Source organism: Gaetbulibacter sp. PBL-D1, from assembly GCF_050509525.1.
Lineage (GTDB): Bacteria > Bacteroidota > Bacteroidia > Flavobacteriales > Flavobacteriaceae > Gaetbulibacter_B > Gaetbulibacter_B jejuensis.
In genome coordinates this window covers 18,476-34,627 of record NZ_JBNWKB010000014.1, presented here as the reverse complement: position 1 = coordinate 34,627, position 16,152 = coordinate 18,476, and the positions used below count along the sequence as shown (strand labels likewise).

The window sequence follows — 16,152 nt, the reverse complement described above, 5'->3', positions numbered from 1 at the left end:
TTTTATTTTTGCATCATGGCAAACAACGACGATCAATTTAAAAAGGTTATATCACACGCAAAGGAGTATGGATACGTATTCCAAAGTAGTGAAATATACGACGGTTTAAGTGCTGTATATGATTATGCACAAAATGGAGCCGAACTCAAAAAAAACATACGTGACTATTGGTGGAAAGCCATGGTACAAATGCACGATAATATTGTAGGTATTGATGCTGCAATATTTATGCATCCAACTACTTGGAAAGCCTCAGGACACGTCGATGCTTTTAACGACCCATTAATTGACAACAAAGACTCTAAAAAGCGCTACAGAGCTGATGTGCTTGTTGAAGACTACTGTGCCAAAATTGAAGCTAAAATAGATAAAGAAGTTGCTAAAGCAGAAAAACGTTTTGGTGACGCATTTAATAAACAAGAATTTATTACCACAAATCAACGTGTTTTAGGGTATCAAGAAAAAATTGATACTATCTTATCGCGTCTTGCAAAATCTTTAGAAAATGAAGATTTAGCTGATGTAAAAGCGTTGATAGAAGAATTGGAAATTGCCGACCCACTTACAGGAAGTCGTAACTGGACAGATGTAAAGCAATTTAACCTTATGTTTGGTACCAAACTAGGTGCTTCTGCTGAAAGTGCAATGGATTTGTACTTGCGTCCTGAAACAGCTCAAGGTATTTTTGTAAACTTTCTAAACGTTCAAAAAACAGGACGTATGAAAATTCCTTTTGGAATTGCCCAAACAGGAAAAGCATTTAGAAACGAAATTGTTGCAAGACAATTTATTTTTAGAATGCGTGAGTTTGAACAAATGGAAATGCAATTTTTCATAAAACCAGGAACTCAAAAAGAATGGTTCGACTATTGGAAAGACACACGCTTAAAATGGCATAAATCTTTAGGTTTAGGCGAAGACAACTATCGTTTCCATGATCATGAAAAATTAGCACACTACGCTGATGCTGCTACTGATATTGAATTTAAATTCCCATTCGGATTTAAAGAACTAGAAGGCATCCACTCGCGTACAGATTTTGATTTAAAACAACACGAAGAATACTCTGGTAAAAAGCTACAGTATTTTGACCACGAAGAAGGTAAAAGCTACGTGCCTTATGTTCTAGAAACGTCTATTGGACTTGACAGAATGTTCTTAGCAGTGTTTTCAAACGCTTTAGTAGAAGAAGAATTAGAAGATGGTTCAAAACGCGATGTGTTGAAACTTCCTGCTGTTTTAGCACCTACAAAAGCTGCTATACTACCATTAGTAAGAAAAGATGAAGCTTTAACAAATATGGCTAAGGCTATTGTTGATGACCTAAAATGGGACTTCAACGTATTTTATGATGAAAAGGATGCTGTAGGTAAACGTTACAGAAGACAAGATGCTGCTGGTACGCCATTTTGTATTACTGTAGATGGAGAAAGTTTAGAAGACAATACAGTTACAATTCGTCATAGAGACACTATGGAGCAAAAGCGCGTTAAGGTTTCTGAGTTAAGAGACATTATCAAAAAAGAAGTTGATGTTCGTGAGTGGTTAATGAAAATGTAATTTTTTTTTACAATATTAAATGCTCAAACAAATTTAGTTTGAGCATTTTTTTTAAAAATAAGCTTTCAACTGTACTGTTCCTGTATGAATGGTCTTGGAGGTTTCGGTTTTTCTTCCAAAGTAGTTTAAATTCAAATCTAAAAACTTAGTCAACTTCTTTTGAGCCAGCAAACTCCAAGTAAAGTTTTTCCCTGGCTGTAAGCCTTCTAGCATTTGATAACTCACAGGTGTATTGGCATTACCCTCAAAAGTGTTTTGAAACAAATTGACTTCACCTGTAAGTGAAATTTTTTGCGCGTTATTGTACGTAAAAGAAATTCCATAATTGTTTTGAAGTAAGGTTTCCATATTACCAATAGTATTGTCTTTTGAAGTGTATTGGTAAAACACATCAAAACTTGCATTTTCATTGAATAAATATGACAACTTTGGGTTAAACCTTACTTCGTCAATGGTATAATTTCTTGAGCTGTAATTTTCACTTTCGCTCTCATTGACATCAATAGCCGAAGTCATGTTAAGCAACCAGCTTTTCCCGAATTTATGATTAAAATTAAACTGATGGCTCTTTAATTTATTTTGTTGAAATCCTATTGAAAGCACTGTTCTATTGCTATTAGACAAGAATGTGTAAGATGTTGTAAAACGCTGTTTTCCTCTATTAAAAAACAACACATTCCTTATGCTCTTATTAACTGCCAATTGGTTGTTTTCATCTTCTTCAAAAGGATTTAAATTAAAATCATTGCCTTCTTTTCTCAACTTTCGGTCAATTAAAAATGCGGTTTGATTGTAAAAATGAGACCAGAACTTTTTGGATTTATTTTCGGAAACTGACCATTGCTGCGGATTTAACGTTATGGTTTGACTCAACCTATTTTGATGTGTTTTTATAAATACCTGATTAGGCAATAACACGCGTATATAATTTCCTTCATCTTGAAATTGCGCCACTTCAAACTCGTTGAGCTCTTGAATACCATTGTTATTATAATCAATCCAAGTGTAGCTACCTTGTCCTGCTTCAACTTCAACATAAGTAAAATCTTGTTGTGGTAATGTTCCTGAATTGGTCTCAAAAATAGTGTTCCATTGTACTATATTTTTAAACAAGTTTTGGTTGTAGCTAACCCTAGAGTTCAAGGACTGCTCATCTTCAACAGCTTCATCTACCCATTTTAATTTTCGGTAATTAACATAAACTCCTAAATTGGTATTATCATTTTGTATCAACTTTGACTTAATATAATACGTGTTTGAACTGTTTACACGCTTAAGTCCTTCAACCCTTAAACTGTCATTAACCCTGTGTTTATAACCCAATTCAACAAACACATTTGTACTATCACCAATACCTGTAAACACTTCGTAAGACGTAAAGCGCTGACTTAAATTAGTGAAATTACCTGATAGTTTTTCGCGTTGTTTGTTCTCTTCTGAAGCTAATTTGGCACCAACCCATTGTTTGTTAAAACCATACACCGCACGATTAAATGACCTAAAAAACCTAGAATCTGAAATTGTGTTATCACTCTTGGTTATGCTTGTATTTGTAAATACATTTAAACCTTTAAAATTCAAATTAGCCAAAAGGCTGTGACGGTTTCCTGTGAAGTTTTCAGAAAACCCTAAATGTTCAAACTTATAATTTGCAATTCCTTTTTTAGGATGAAATAATTCTACTCCTGAACTCAACAGGTTTTGATTACCAAGTGGGTCTTCGAGGTTCCAATCTCTATTAAATTCGGCATAATACAAACGTTGAATGGTTTTAAAATTCTCCTGGATAATATCTGCATCTACATAAGCATTTAAGTTCCAAAGGCTATCGGTTTGTATCAGTTTTTGGTTCACTTTCAATTTAGCAGCAAACCCATCGTTATTAGCATCATCTAAACCCGAAAATAAATTGAGATCGTTTTTGCTTCCTGCTACTTCAAAATATACATCTGTTTTCTCAGTTGGTTTATATGTTGCATTCAGTACTGCTATCTGCAATTTTGTAGGTGCTATCAACTGCACAACAGGCTCATAATTTCCTTGTGGAACACCATTTACTGGTGGTATATATTCGTAAATGTTATTAATAGCATTACTATTTATTATAATGTAATTTCCCTGATTATCACCAACCAACGAGAATTTCACATTAAACAACTCGTCATCAGGATTGTTTGAAAACACAAAGGCTTCAACACCATTAATGAGTTCCTTTTTGTACAAAATTCGATTTTCACTGTAATTTTCAGGAACATCAGAAGGCGCAACCATTAAGGAGCTATCATCACCTGCATCGGCCAATATTTGCTTTTGTTCGTTAGATAGGTTTTGCTGCAAGGGTTGATTTTTAGCATCCACTTCGGAATACACCGAAACACCTAACTTTAGCTTTTCAGTTTCATAACTTCCACCTCCATACGCTGTAAAACGAGAAAAATTACGTTCACTAAACTGATAATCGACAGTGATACGCATTTCAGAAGTAATAGGATAGGTTGAGTTAAAAATGATCTCACCAGCATTATAATCTATGATATAGTCTTTGTCTTCTCCACGTTCAACCGGAATTCCATTAACATAAACCGTTTCGCTGCCAGAAACAATAAGCACAAACAACTCGTTATTTGGTCCTCTAAGTTTATAAGGACCTTGGTTACCTTCTTGAGCTGTAAACTTGCTGGTTGTAAACTGTCCTCTTACCAAAGCACCTGAAGCAAAAAAATTGGTTTTAGAGTTAAGGTGTTCTAAATCCACATTAACCAGCAATCCTTGTACTCGCTTAGTAAAATTGGCAAAATAGCTACTGTTGTTAACCAAATCGATATCTCCTGCTCTAATGTTCCAATTGTCACTAAACAACTCAATAAACACTTGGTCAAACTCATCTAATCGTTGCGAATATCCACTCTCTTGCAAAGGTATATTCGCATCTTGTATTGATGCTCGTAGCGAGACTTTATCGTTCAATTTACCTGTGATTTGTAAATCCAATTCACTGTTTAATACTGAGTTTTGGTTGTTACCAATAGTAACACCTCTGGAGATACTACCTGAAGTATTTAAACCGTCAAAAGGTGTGAAATTATTTTGTAGTGTAGATTGTTGCAACCTATACAACCGTTGTGTATCATTGGTGTTATTGACAATAATATTGTCATCTAACTGAAAATACTTACGAGTCATAAACTCAGGAAAACGCAAGTATTCAATAACAAGCGTATCAGTTTCTAAAGGAGCGTTAAAAGTTAAAAGCGCTTTAGAAAAATCGACTTTGTACTTAGAGCTATCAATAACCACATTAGTTTTAGTCTTTAACACAAACTTGCTAGAGTTAATGCTTACAGTATCAATTTTTATGGTATCACTTACTGCTACTTTTTTGGTTCTGTAATTAGAGGTCGATTCTTGCGCTAAAGCACAAAAAGACATTAAAACACACACACAAGCAATAGCAATTTTCATCAGTACCTAAAACTCTTTAAACACAAAAATATTTTATAGTTAAAAGCTCCATAAAATTTTAGTGTAAAAGTACAGTATTATTTATTTTAGCTAAAATTCAAAAAAACGATTCAATGAAGATTATTTCCTATAACGTCAATGGTATAAGAGCAGCATTAAATAAAGGGTTTATAGATTGGTTAAAAATTGCAAATCCTGACGTTGTTTGCCTTCAGGAAATAAAAGCTTTAAAAGAGCAATTGGATTTAGATATTTTTGAAGAAGCAGGTTACACTCACAACTATTGGTTTAGTGCTCAAAAAAAAGGCTACAGTGGTGTTGCTATACTTAGCAAGATAAAACCTGATCATGTAGAGTTTGGTACAGGAATAGAATCTATGGACTTTGAAGGCAGAAACATTAGAGCCGATTTTAATGGTGTTTCAGTAATGAGTATGTATTTACCTTCAGGAACCAATGATGATAGGTTAGCCCATAAATTTGAATACATGAACATGATTCATGAGTATTTAAATGAATTACGCGAAGCCTTCCCTAACCTTGTAGTGTGTGGTGATTATAATATTTGCCATGAAGAAATTGACATTCACAATCCTAAAATGAAAGGTGTCTCAGGATTTTTGCCCGAAGAACGCGAATGGTTAGGCAATTTTATCAATAGTGGTTTTATAGATTCTTTCAGACATTTACATCCTGAAAAACAAGAATATACTTGGTGGAGTTATAGAGCCAATGCAAGAGCCAATAACAAAGGTTGGCGACTAGATTATGCTATGGTAACCGAACCTCTACAAGAAAACATAAAACGAAGCGTTATACTATCTGACGCTGTTCATAGTGACCATTGTCCTATTTTATTAGAAATTGATGCTTAGTTATCAGTAGGCAGTCAGCAGTCAAAAACACACATTAACAAATAAATAAAAAATATCTATGCTTAAAAAATTGTCGTTAATAGCACTTACACTAACCTTAACAACATCATGTGTATCTAAAAAAATCTATACTGATTTAGAAAACAAATATGCCGATTTAAAAAAGGAAAACAGAGCGTTATCCAGTGAGAACAAAAGTTTGTCTGATGCTTTAAACAAAGCTCAAAACGATTTGGCAAAACTTAAAAAAGATTACGACGCAACTGTTGCTCAGCGTGATAAATTGCAAACCGATTATGACGCTACAAAAACCAATCTCGACAACTTAAAAGAATCTTATGATGCTTTAGAAAAGAATAGCTCCTCAGCTATTGCAGCAAACTCAAAAAAGAATAGAGAATTGTTAGCGCAACTAGAAGCTAAAGAGCAAGCACTTGCTGCCGAAAACGAACGTTTGGAAAAATTGAAAAAAGAACTGGAAAGTAGATCGCAACGTGTAGCTGAACTTGAAAATGTGATAGCCTCTAAAGATGCTGCCATGACACGCTTAAAAGACGCTATTTCAAAAGCGTTAACTAATTTTGAAGGTAAAGGCTTAACTGTTGAGCAACGCGACGGAAAAGTATATGTGTCTATGGAAAACAAGCTGTTGTTCCAATCTGGTAGTTGGGCTGTTGGTGCTAACGGACGAGAAGCTGTAAAACAACTTGGTAGCGTTTTAGCTGAGAACCCTGAAATTGCTATCCTTATTGAAGGACATACCGATAATGTTCCTTATACAGGTAGTGGTCAACTTAGTGGTAACTGGGACTTATCAACAAAACGAGCAACTGCTATCGTTACTATTTTAAGAGAAAACCCTTCAATAAACCCTGAAAATTTAACTGCTGCAGGACGTGGAGAGTTTGCACCTGTTGCAAGCAATGATACTGCTGAAGGAAAAGCGAAGAACAGAAGAATTGAAGTAATTTTAACACCAAAGTTAGACGAGATTTCTAAGCTATTGAATGACATTTAATCGTCATTCCTGCGAAAGCAGGAATCCTCTATCAAAAAAAGTTTTAATTAGATGCTGAATCAAGTTCAGCATGACAAGAAAAGCAAAATGAAATACACTACACTCCCAAATACTGATATAAAAGTGAGCAAACTATGTTTGGGCACAATGACTTGGGGAAATCAAAACACCCAAGACGAAGGCTTTGCTCAAATGGATATGGCTTTAGACCATGGCATAAACTTTTTTGATACTGCCGAATTATATCCTGTACCAGCAACACCTGAACGTTATGCGCACACCGAAATAATTATAGGAAACTGGTTTGAAAAAACTGGTAATAGAGACAAGGTTATTTTGGCGAGTAAAATTGCTGGACCAGGAGATTACACAGCACATATAAGAACTAATGGATTTAGCAAAAACGCACTGCATGAAGCGGTTGAAAATAGTTTAAAACGATTAAAAACCGACTATATTGATTTGTTTCAACTGCATTGGCCAGAGCGTCATACAAACACCTTTGGCATAAGAGATTATAAACACAATTCTACTGATGCGTGGAGTGATAATTTTCATGAGGTTTTAGAAACTTTAGACGATATTATCAAGTCTGGAAAAGTTAGACATGCTGGTATTTCAAACGAAAAAGCTTGGGGAACTATGCGTTATTTAGAAGTCTCTAAAACTCATGATTTACCACGAATGATTACCATACAAAATGCGTATTCACTATTAAACAGAACCTTTGAAGGTGACTTAGCTGAAATTTCATTACGTGAAAACATAGGGCTTTTAGCCTACTCGCCAATGGCATTTGGTGTATTATCTGGTAAGTACATAAAAGGACAAGATGAAGAAAACGCGCGATTAAATCTCTTTCCAAGATTTGCAAGATACAGTAGCACACAATCCACCGAAGCTACAAAGCGCTATTTAAAAATTGCTGAAGACCACAATATGTCATTAGCTCAAATGGCTTTGGCATTTGTAACACAACGTCCTTTTGTAACCAGTAATATTATTGGAGCAACCAGTACCAAACAGTTACAAGAAAACATTGATAGTATACACATCACATTAACTGATGATATCCTTAAAGAAATAGACCAAGTACATGCTGAAATACCTAATCCAGCTCCTTGATACTTTCTTGCTTTAATCTTAAAACTTATGAGACTGAGAATAGTTATAATATACCTTATTGGAATTACAACATTTTTTTCTTGCAATCATAAGAGTTTTGATTTAAATAATAATGTTGAAGAAATTATCAGTATTACAGTTGATAGTTTAAGTTTTCCTTTACCTCCATTACCTGAAATAGTAAATGATTCGTTGGTTTCAGGTTCAATAAGTGAAAAAACAAAGGATTCCTTAAAAAAGGTTCGAATGAAGTAGCTATTCATCCTTTAATCAGTTTAGGTTCTAGTGAAGATTTTTTAAAATTAAAAGACAATAAATTAAGTTTAAACAAAACATTAGAAAACTCAATAAACAAGATAAGCAAACATAATATTGTAATAGCTGATACTCTAGTTCTAAAAAAGACTATCGATTGGAAGGAATATAATTTGTTATACAGATTCTCCAAGGTTAATTTTAATTCTGATAGTACTTGTATAAGTTCAGTAGGTTTAAGTAGAAGTGGACTTTGGGGACAAGGATACGATATCTATTATGAGAAAAAAGATGGAAATTGGAAAATCATAAAACTATATAAAACTGAAAAATGGTAATAAAAAAACCCCTTTCCACGATAGTGAAAAGGGGTTTTAGATATTATTTGATTTCCTTACCATTTTTGTCAAAAAAATGATATTCAAGATATGTGTAAGCATCTCTAGGTAACACTTTTACCCATTTTTTATGTTCCATAAACCATTTTGTCCTAATGGATGGAAAACCTTTAGTTAAAAAGGCTGCTATAAAAGGATGTGTGTTTAAAGTCACCTTTTTATAGTCTTTATTGAAAATCCTTTCAAGGTCTTGTGTAATTTTATTCACAATTTTAATTGGTGCTTCAATTTCGTCACCATTATTACCATTAGGGTTTTCTTCTTTAGTTTTAATATTCCTTTCCGGACGTACACGCTGTCTGGTAATTTGTACTAGCCCAAACTTGCTCGGAGGTAATATCTTATGTTTTGCTTTATCATCTTTCATTTCTTCGCGAAGATGATTGTACAGTGTTTTTCGGTTTTCTGCTTTGTTCATGTCAATAAAATCAACTACAATAATTCCTCCCATATCACGTAAACGCAATTGTCGAGCAATTTCAGATGCTGATATCATATTAACTTCAAGAGCAGTGTCTTCTTGGTTTTTTTCTTTGTTAGATCGATTACCACTGTTTACATCAATAACATGTAGTGCTTCGGTATGTTCAATAACCAAGTAGGCACCTTTTGCCATTGATACTGTGCGTCCAAAAGATGTTTTTATTTGACGTTCTATACCAAATTTTTCAAAAACTGGTACGCCATTTTTGTACATCTTTACTATAGACTCTTTTTTTGGTGCAATTTCTTGCACATAATCTTTTATTTGTACGTACAACTCTTCATCATCCACAACAATACTAGAAAATGAATCATTAAATATATCTCTTAAAATAGAAGAGGCTTTGTTCATTTCTCCAAGTACTTTGCTTGGGTGATGTGCTTTGTTAAGTTTTTTACACATTGCTTTCCATCTAGATAGTAAGTTTTGTAAATCTCTATCTAGCTCTGCAACTTTTTGTCCTTCAGCTACAGTACGAACTATAACTCCAAAACCTTTAGGTGTTATACTTTTTACCAATCGTTTTAAACGATCTTTTTCTTCTTTCGATTCAATTTTTTGAGAAATTGAAATTCTATCAGAAAATGGTACTAAAACAATATAACGACCAGCTATGGACAACTCACTACTAATGCGAGGTCCTTTGGTTGAAATTGGTTCTTTTACAATTTGTACTAATATTGATTGATTGGACTTTAAAGCGTTAGTAACGCTTCCGTTTTTATCAATATCCTTTTCAAACTGAAAGTTTTTGAGTAAAAAATCTGTGTGTTTTCCTGTGCTTACACGTTTTACGAATTTTAAAAGTGAAGGTAATTTTGGTCCTAAATCATGATAATGCAAAAATGCATCTTTTTCATAACCTACATTAACAAATGCAGCATTTAAACCAGGAACAACTTTACGTATTTTGGCTATAAACACATCACCAACCGAGAAGTTGTTATCCTCTTCATCTTTATGTAATTCAATAAGTTTTCCATCTTTTAATAAGGCAAAATCAACAATATCTGAACTCGATCTTATAATCAATTCATTCTCCATATTGTAAATTTAAATCCACCATGGTCATAAATGACCACGATAGATGGATTGTACTTTATTTTTTGACACAGGATGTTAAATCCGTTAAATCCATATTTTACGAAGGTAAACGTAAAGTATTATGGATTTTATATCAAAGAACGTTTGTTTTAAAAAATTGAAAAAGTAGCTTAAAAACTACTTTTTCAACTTTATTTCTTTTTGTGTCGATTAGCGCGACGTCTTTTTTTACGCTTGTGCGTAGCTACCTTGTGTCTTTTTCTTTTTTTACCACTTGGCATAAATTGTTGTCTTTTTTAATTAATATTTATTTTATAATGTCTTAGTTAACTTCAACATTTGTCTTTACACCTTCTACAAATACTTTAGCAGGCTTAAATGCTGGTATGTTGTGAGCAGGAATTTTAATTGTTGTATTCTTAGAAATGTTTCTTCCTGTTTTTTCTGCTCTTGTTTTGATAATAAAACTTCCAAAACCTCTTAGGTAAACATTGTCACCACCTTCTAATGAGGTTTTTACTTCTTCCATGAATGTCTCTACTGTTGCTTGTACATCTCCTTTTTCAATTCCTAACTTGTCAGAAATTCTAGCTACTATATCAGCTTTAGTCATAGTTATTTAATTTTTGGGTTACTATTAATTATAAGGGATGCAAATATAGGAATTTTAATTTCAATATTTCAAGCCTAATTAATTAAAATTTAACGTTGTAAAGATTTATTTTTGTCAATATTTAGAAATTTAAATGAATTTTAAAGAAATTTTAACTAATTGGTATTCAGCAAATAAGCGCGAACTTCCATGGCGAAAAACCAAAAACCCATATTACATTTGGTTATCGGAAATAATTTTGCAGCAAACTCAAATTAAGCAAGGTTTACCATATTATGAAGCTTTTGTTACTAATTTTCCTACTGTTTTCGACTTAGCTAATGCTAGTGAAGAAGAGGTTTTAAAACTATGGCAAGGTTTAGGTTACTACTCTAGAGCCCGAAATCTTCATTTCACTGCAAAATATATTGTAAACGAACTAAATGGGATTTTCCCTAACACATACAAGGAGCTACTTAAATTAAAAGGTGTAGGAGATTATACCGCAAGTGCAATAGCTTCAATTTGTTTTAATGAACCTACTGCTGTTGTAGATGGTAACGTATATCGATTTTTATCTAGACACTATGGTATTGAGACTCCAATAAATACTACCGAAGGCTTTAAAACTTTTAAGGCTTTGGCAACAGAGCTTATTGATACCAATAATCCTGCTGATTTTAACCAAGCCATAATGGAGTTTGGTGCTACACAATGTAAGCCTAAAAACCCTGAGTGTACTCGTTGTCCTTTTAACTCTAGTTGTGAAGCTTTAAAAAATGATACCATTTCTAAACTACCTGTTAAACTCAAGAAAACTAAAGTAAGTAAAAAGCACTTTAACTTTTTGGTGTGTATCTCTTCTGATAAAAAAACTGTTTTCAATAAACGAATAGGTAAAGGAATATGGAAAAACCTTTATCAATTTCCATTAGTTGAAACTAAATCTAGTTTAAGTGTTGACGATTTTAAAACACATCCTTTGGTTAAAGGTTTTTTTAATGGTCAGCGTTATGACTTTACATTATATAATGAGACTGAAATTATACATAAACTATCGCATCAACATTTACATACTAAATTTTGGATCATTGAAGTTGACACCTTGCCTAAAGACGGAATTTATATTACTGAGTTACACAATTATCCTACTCCAGTTTTAATAAGTAACTTTTTAAACGATTTTAATTTTCCTGTTTAGTAAAGACTCATATTTTTTTATTACTTTTAAAAAAGTCATTTTAAAATGGCTAATTTTGCTAACTTAAATTTTAATTTTAATTATGTCTGGAACCTTAAATAAAGTAATGCTCATTGGGCATTTGGGAGATGAAGTAAAACTGCATTATTTTGAAGGTGGAAACTGTGTTGGTCGTTTTCCTTTGGCTACTAACGAAACCTACACCAACAAGCAAACTAACGAAAGGGTTACTAATACTGAATGGCATAATATAGTGGTTAGAAATAAAGCTGCTGAAATTTGCGAAAAATATTTAACCAAAGGTGATAGAATTTATGTTGAGGGTCGTATAAAAACTAGAAAGTGGCAAGACGATAAAGGTATGGACAGGTATTCAACCGAAATACAATGTACAGACTTTACGTTTTTAACTACTAAAAGCGAATCTCAACAAAACAGCCCTACACCTCAACCACAAAAACCACAACCAACTGCCAATAGTAGTTCTGAACCAATGGTTGATGATAATGATGATTTGCCATTTTAATTATGTTTAACCAAATTTTTTAGAATTGGACCCTGAACCCTCGAGTTTAATAATAACATTAATTTCAGTAAACCTTCCGTTAATTTCGGGAATTATTCTGCTTGTAGTTTTGCTAATTTGCTCTGCACTTATCTCTGGAGCCGAAGTTGCTTTTTTCTCTTTAACACGATCTGATATTGATACAGGTTTAGACGAAAAACCTAACACTTTCAATATAATTTCTAACCTTTTGGAACGCCCAAAAAAACTTTTGGCAACCATACTTGTTGCTAACAATTTTATAAACATTGGTATTGTAATCTTGTTTGCTTATTTAGGAGAAAGTTTATTTCAAAGTATACAAGTCCCTTGGGTACGTTTTTTATTAGAAGTGGTGGTCATTACCTTTTTAATTTTACTATTTGGTGAAATTCTTCCTAAAATTTATGCGAGTAGAAATAGGGTGAAATTTTCATCTTTTATGGCTGTTCCTTTGCGCTTTTTAGATGTTGTTTTTACACCTGTGAGTATGCCTATGCGTTTTATTACCATTACTATTCAAAATAGGCTTGGAAAACAAAAATCCAACATTAGTGTAGACCAGCTCTCACAAGCTTTAGAACTTACTAGCGAACAAGACACCACTACCGAAGAACATAAAATACTACAAGGAATCGTTTCTTTTGGAAACACCGACACCAAACAAGTTATGCGACCAAGAATGGATATTTTCGCGCTTAATTCTGAACAGAAATACTCCGAAATTATTCCTGAAATTGTAAAAAATGGATATTCTAGAATTCCTGTTTACAAAGAAAGCATAGATACTGTTGTAGGTATTTTATATGTAAAAGATTTATTGCCATATATTGACCGAAAGCAGTTTGATTGGACTAGTTTGCTACGCGAACCATTTTTTGTTCCTGAGAATAAAAAACTAGATGATTTAATGGTTGAATTTCAAACTAAAAAAGTACATCTTGCTGTTGTGGTTGATGAGTATGGAGGCACATCAGGGTTGGTCTCTTTAGAAGATGTTATTGAGGAAATAGTTGGCGATATTAGTGATGAGTTTGACGATGAAGACCTTATTTACACCATAATTGATGATAAAAACTTTTTATTTGAAGGCAAAACACCTTTAAAGGATTTTTATAGAATTATCTCGTTAGAAGACGACTCAGACTTTGAAGAGTTTAAAGGAGAAGCTGAAACTGTTGCAGGCTTTGTCCTAGAGATTTCTGGTATATTTCCAAGAGTGAGAAGTAAAATAAATTTCAAAAACTACGTTTTCACTATTGAAGCTCTTGACAAAAAGAGAATAAAACAAGTAAAGTTTACAATATTAGATTAATGAAGAAACTCATTTTACCTGTATTAGCAAGTTTATGCATGTCTTGTGGTGATGACCCAGTACCAAAACCTAATGGTTATCTTCGTTTAGATTATCCTGCTGCTGAGTATAAGCGCACAAACACTATTCTTCCGTTTTCATTTGAAAAAAATACACTTTCTGATAGTATTTCTTCAATTAAAATTGACGAGAATAGAAATGCTTATGGTATTGATATAAACTATCCTTCAATGAAAGGAACTATCTATCTTACCTATAAAAAAGTTACCGAAGACAACTTAAACAATTTACTAAGAGATGCTCAAAGTTTAACTCTAAAACATGTTAGTAAAGCTGATGAAATCGTTGAACAGCCTTATGAGAATGAAAAGCAAAGCGTTTTTGGAATGTTTTACGAAGTTGGTGGTAATGCTGCATCGCAATCTCAGTTTTATGTTACTGATAGCATTAATCACTTTTTAACAGGGTCACTTTACTTTTATGCAAAACCTAATTACGACTCCATTTATCCTGCTGCTGTGTATTTAAAAAACGACATTAAGCACATAATGGAAACCATAAAATGGAGGCAATAAAATAAAAAACGCCTATCATAATTTATGATAGGCGTTTTTTATTTAAAGAAAAGAATATATTATTCTTGATAAATCCACTCTCCTCCTATTTTAATAACTGCAAAATCTTCAGTAGTGTTACTTCCGTTATATACGTCAATAGTAACTACATACTTTTGCTCTTCTTCAGCTGATGGGTTTAAAGCATCCAAAACAACATTTATTGCATCTAAAACCATAGGATTAGTCCATTCAGCAGGATTACCTGCTCTTCTATCCATATTTCCATAGTTCTCCATACTAGATGTCGCAGATGGATATTGATCTGCTAAAGCAGCTACTATAGTAGCATAATCATCAGTAGTCATCGCATATCTTATAGTATTATCAGGTACCCAAACACCATCTTCAAAACCAAACTGTAAAGTTGTGTCAATAACACTTTCATGTCCTGTCCAAACACCACCAGTCACTGTATAAAGATTACCTCTTATTTGAGCTCCACTAGAGCTTGAATAGTAATCATAGATTACAAATAACTCGTCCTCTTCTTGGGCATATGGGAAAGTTAACCCTAGGAAAGTAGGCAGATAGTCATCTGGTGATATTGAACTACTAAAGTTATCGTACTGACCTGGTTGTCCTGAACCTTCTCCCATAGAATCAAAATCAGCGGAACTTAAATAATAAACACCTTCAACAGCCTCCCAAGAACCTCCTGTATACATAAAGTATTCTCCTTTAGAATTTGTATTTCCAGTAGCTCCTAATGTTTTAATTTTTAAGTTTGCAATTCTCCATCTTGCAGCATCACTATCAGTTGACTCATATCTAAATGCTACGTTAATTGTTTCTCCATCATAAGCTGAAAAATCATAATCTTCAGAAGAAGCCATATCACCTGTTGCTGGGTTAGCTAAAGTAATTTCATCCCAAGTTGCAGTTAAAACATCATCAGTATAATCAGTTGAAACTAAGATTTTGATTAAAGATGTATCTCCAGCGAAATCTAACTCTTGGGTAATTTGGAATTTCAAATCACTTTCTCCTGATAAATCAATTGAAGGCGATACTAACCACTCTTCATTAGCTATTTGAGTTCCAAAATATCCATTACCTTGAACATATCCTGATTGAGAAGTCCAAACCTCATCAGCTCCTGATTCTTCAGCTACAGTCCATCCTTCCATGCTTCCTTCAAAGTTGTAAGCTACTAAATCAGCTAAACCTACTTCTGGAGTTTCTGTGTATTGGTCATATTTAGCTAAAACTATTTGTCCTTCGGTTGGACTAGCGATTTGTGCGTCTAACACTGTAGGGATTTCATTAGTAGCATTTACATTTGGATAAAACCCAAAAGCATCACTACCAGTTGTAGCATAATCAGAATTTGTAAATTCATAAATATCAGCTCCAGTAAAATCACTTACACCTTCAGCGTTTCCTACATACAATTTATAACCAACTACAACTGATGAGCCTTCTCCCCAAAATGGGTACTTTTCAGCTAAAAACCCTGGTAACATAGTTCTAGCATCATCAATAGAGCTAAAATTGCCAAAGTCTAATTCTAGTTCAGCATAATCATCACTTGTTAGTGTATAGTTATCAGAACCTATTATAGGGTCTGCCTCTGTAGCGGTCTCTTGATAAACGTCTTCCATTGGGTCACAACCAGTAATGGTTAAGCCCAATAATACTAAACAATAAATTATTCTTTTCATT

General features: G+C 33.4%; 14 protein-coding genes. 10 read left to right on the top strand and 4 right to left on the bottom strand.

Annotated elements, in window-relative coordinates; genetic code table 11:
* Nucleotides 1–15 precede the first annotated feature (15 nt).
* Nucleotides 16–1,560: a glycine--tRNA ligase gene (locus ACQ0RB_RS12100; protein ID WP_129759560.1), complete on the top strand. Its 1,545-nt coding sequence runs from the start codon at nt 16–18 to the stop codon at nt 1,558–1,560.
* Between the two features lie 51 nt (nt 1,561–1,611).
* Here ACQ0RB_RS12100 and ACQ0RB_RS12095 read toward each other — a convergent pair whose 3' ends face one another.
* Complete coding sequence (locus ACQ0RB_RS12095) at nt 1,612–5,022, bottom strand: hypothetical protein (protein WP_430498729.1); 3,411 nt, start codon at nt 5,020–5,022, stop codon at nt 1,612–1,614.
* Nucleotides 5,023–5,135: 113 nt separating this feature from the next.
* Here ACQ0RB_RS12095 and ACQ0RB_RS12090 point away from each other — a divergent pair, with 113 nt between their 5' ends.
* The 5 genes from ACQ0RB_RS12090 to ACQ0RB_RS12070 all read left to right on the top strand — a co-directional run bounded on the left by ACQ0RB_RS12090 (nt 5,136) and on the right by ACQ0RB_RS12070 (nt 8,633).
* A complete protein-coding gene (locus tag ACQ0RB_RS12090; protein ID WP_430498727.1) occupies nt 5,136–5,897 on the top strand; it encodes an exodeoxyribonuclease III in 762 nt (253 codons plus the stop codon).
* Nucleotides 5,898–5,955: 58 nt separating this feature from the next.
* Nucleotides 5,956–6,915: an OmpA/MotB family protein gene (locus ACQ0RB_RS12085; protein WP_131506210.1), complete on the top strand. Its 960-nt coding sequence runs from the start codon at nt 5,956–5,958 to the stop codon at nt 6,913–6,915.
* 87 nt (nt 6,916–7,002) lie between these two features.
* Nucleotides 7,003–8,040 carry an aldo/keto reductase gene (locus ACQ0RB_RS12080; RefSeq protein ID WP_430498812.1) on the top strand — a complete coding sequence of 346 codons (1,038 nt, stop codon included), beginning with the start codon at nt 7,003–7,005 and terminating at the stop codon, nt 8,038–8,040.
* 27 nt (nt 8,041–8,067) lie between these two features.
* On the top strand, nt 8,068–8,295 hold the full coding sequence (locus tag ACQ0RB_RS12075; protein WP_430498725.1) for a hypothetical protein: 228 nt from the start codon (nt 8,068–8,070) through the stop codon (nt 8,293–8,295).
* Between the two features lie 173 nt (nt 8,296–8,468).
* The gene (locus ACQ0RB_RS12070) at nt 8,469–8,633 is read left to right on the top strand and encodes a hypothetical protein (protein ID WP_430498723.1); all 165 of its coding nucleotides are present in this window, start codon (nt 8,469–8,471) and stop codon (nt 8,631–8,633) included.
* A gap of 43 nt (nt 8,634–8,676) precedes the next feature.
* Here the strand turns inward: ACQ0RB_RS12070 and ACQ0RB_RS12065 are convergent, their stop codons facing one another.
* Together ACQ0RB_RS12065 and ACQ0RB_RS12060 are read right to left on the bottom strand one after the other, a co-directional pair.
* Nucleotides 8,677–10,221 (bottom strand): Rne/Rng family ribonuclease, encoded by a 1,545-nt coding sequence (locus ACQ0RB_RS12065; RefSeq protein WP_134198476.1) that lies wholly within the window; start codon nt 10,219–10,221, stop codon nt 8,677–8,679.
* A 322-nt stretch (nt 10,222–10,543) separates the two neighbouring features.
* Nucleotides 10,544–10,834 carry an HU family DNA-binding protein gene (locus tag ACQ0RB_RS12060; RefSeq protein ID WP_129759568.1) on the bottom strand — a complete coding sequence of 97 codons (291 nt, stop codon included), beginning with the start codon at nt 10,832–10,834 and terminating at the stop codon, nt 10,544–10,546.
* A gap of 133 nt (nt 10,835–10,967) precedes the next feature.
* Between ACQ0RB_RS12060 and mutY the strand changes: the two genes are divergently transcribed.
* From mutY to gldD, 4 genes are all read left to right on the top strand, one after another.
* Nucleotides 10,968–12,014, top strand: coding sequence for an A/G-specific adenine glycosylase (gene mutY, locus ACQ0RB_RS12055; RefSeq protein ID WP_430498721.1), 1,047 nt, complete (start codon nt 10,968–10,970; stop codon nt 12,012–12,014).
* Nucleotides 12,015–12,096: 82 nt separating this feature from the next.
* The gene (locus ACQ0RB_RS12050) at nt 12,097–12,540 is read left to right on the top strand and encodes a single-stranded DNA-binding protein (RefSeq protein WP_129759570.1); all 444 of its coding nucleotides are present in this window, start codon (nt 12,097–12,099) and stop codon (nt 12,538–12,540) included.
* A gap of 25 nt (nt 12,541–12,565) precedes the next feature.
* Nucleotides 12,566–13,873 (top strand): gliding motility-associated protein GldE, encoded by a 1,308-nt coding sequence (locus ACQ0RB_RS12045; RefSeq protein ID WP_430498718.1) that lies wholly within the window; start codon nt 12,566–12,568, stop codon nt 13,871–13,873.
* Entirely contained in the window at nt 13,873–14,448 is a 576-nt protein-coding gene (gene gldD / locus ACQ0RB_RS12040) for a gliding motility lipoprotein GldD (protein ID WP_131506215.1), read from the top strand. The genes ACQ0RB_RS12045 and gldD overlap by 1 nt, the downstream gene beginning before the upstream one ends.
* Before the next feature lie 59 nt (nt 14,449–14,507).
* On the opposite strand, the gene ACQ0RB_RS12035 is transcribed toward gldD, so the two are convergent.
* Entirely contained in the window at nt 14,508–16,151 is a 1,644-nt protein-coding gene (locus tag ACQ0RB_RS12035) for a choice-of-anchor J domain-containing protein (protein ID WP_430498716.1), read from the bottom strand.
* Nucleotide 16,152 lies beyond the last annotated feature (1 nt).

Coding starts and splice junctions, on each gene's coding strand:
- gldD (WP_131506215.1), top strand. CDS start 13,873: ATGAAGAAACTCATTTTACCTGTATTAGCAAGTTTATGCATGTCTTGT.
- ACQ0RB_RS12095 (WP_430498729.1), bottom strand. CDS start 5,022: ATGAAAATTGCTATTGCTTGTGTGTGTGTTTTAATGTCTTTTTGTGCT.
- ACQ0RB_RS12080 (WP_430498812.1), top strand. CDS start 7,003: ATGAAATACACTACACTCCCAAATACTGATATAAAAGTGAGCAAACTA.
- ACQ0RB_RS12065 (WP_134198476.1), bottom strand. CDS start 10,221: ATGGAGAATGAATTGATTATAAGATCGAGTTCAGATATTGTTGATTTT.
- ACQ0RB_RS12090 (WP_430498727.1), top strand. CDS start 5,136: ATGAAGATTATTTCCTATAACGTCAATGGTATAAGAGCAGCATTAAAT.
- ACQ0RB_RS12100 (WP_129759560.1), top strand. CDS start 16: ATGGCAAACAACGACGATCAATTTAAAAAGGTTATATCACACGCAAAG.
- ACQ0RB_RS12075 (WP_430498725.1), top strand. CDS start 8,068: ATGAGACTGAGAATAGTTATAATATACCTTATTGGAATTACAACATTT.
- mutY (WP_430498721.1), top strand. CDS start 10,968: ATGAATTTTAAAGAAATTTTAACTAATTGGTATTCAGCAAATAAGCGC.
- ACQ0RB_RS12085 (WP_131506210.1), top strand. CDS start 5,956: ATGCTTAAAAAATTGTCGTTAATAGCACTTACACTAACCTTAACAACA.
- ACQ0RB_RS12060 (WP_129759568.1), bottom strand. CDS start 10,834: ATGACTAAAGCTGATATAGTAGCTAGAATTTCTGACAAGTTAGGAATT.
- ACQ0RB_RS12035 (WP_430498716.1), bottom strand. CDS start 16,151: ATGAAAAGAATAATTTATTGTTTAGTATTATTGGGCTTAACCATTACT.
- ACQ0RB_RS12050 (WP_129759570.1), top strand. CDS start 12,097: ATGTCTGGAACCTTAAATAAAGTAATGCTCATTGGGCATTTGGGAGAT.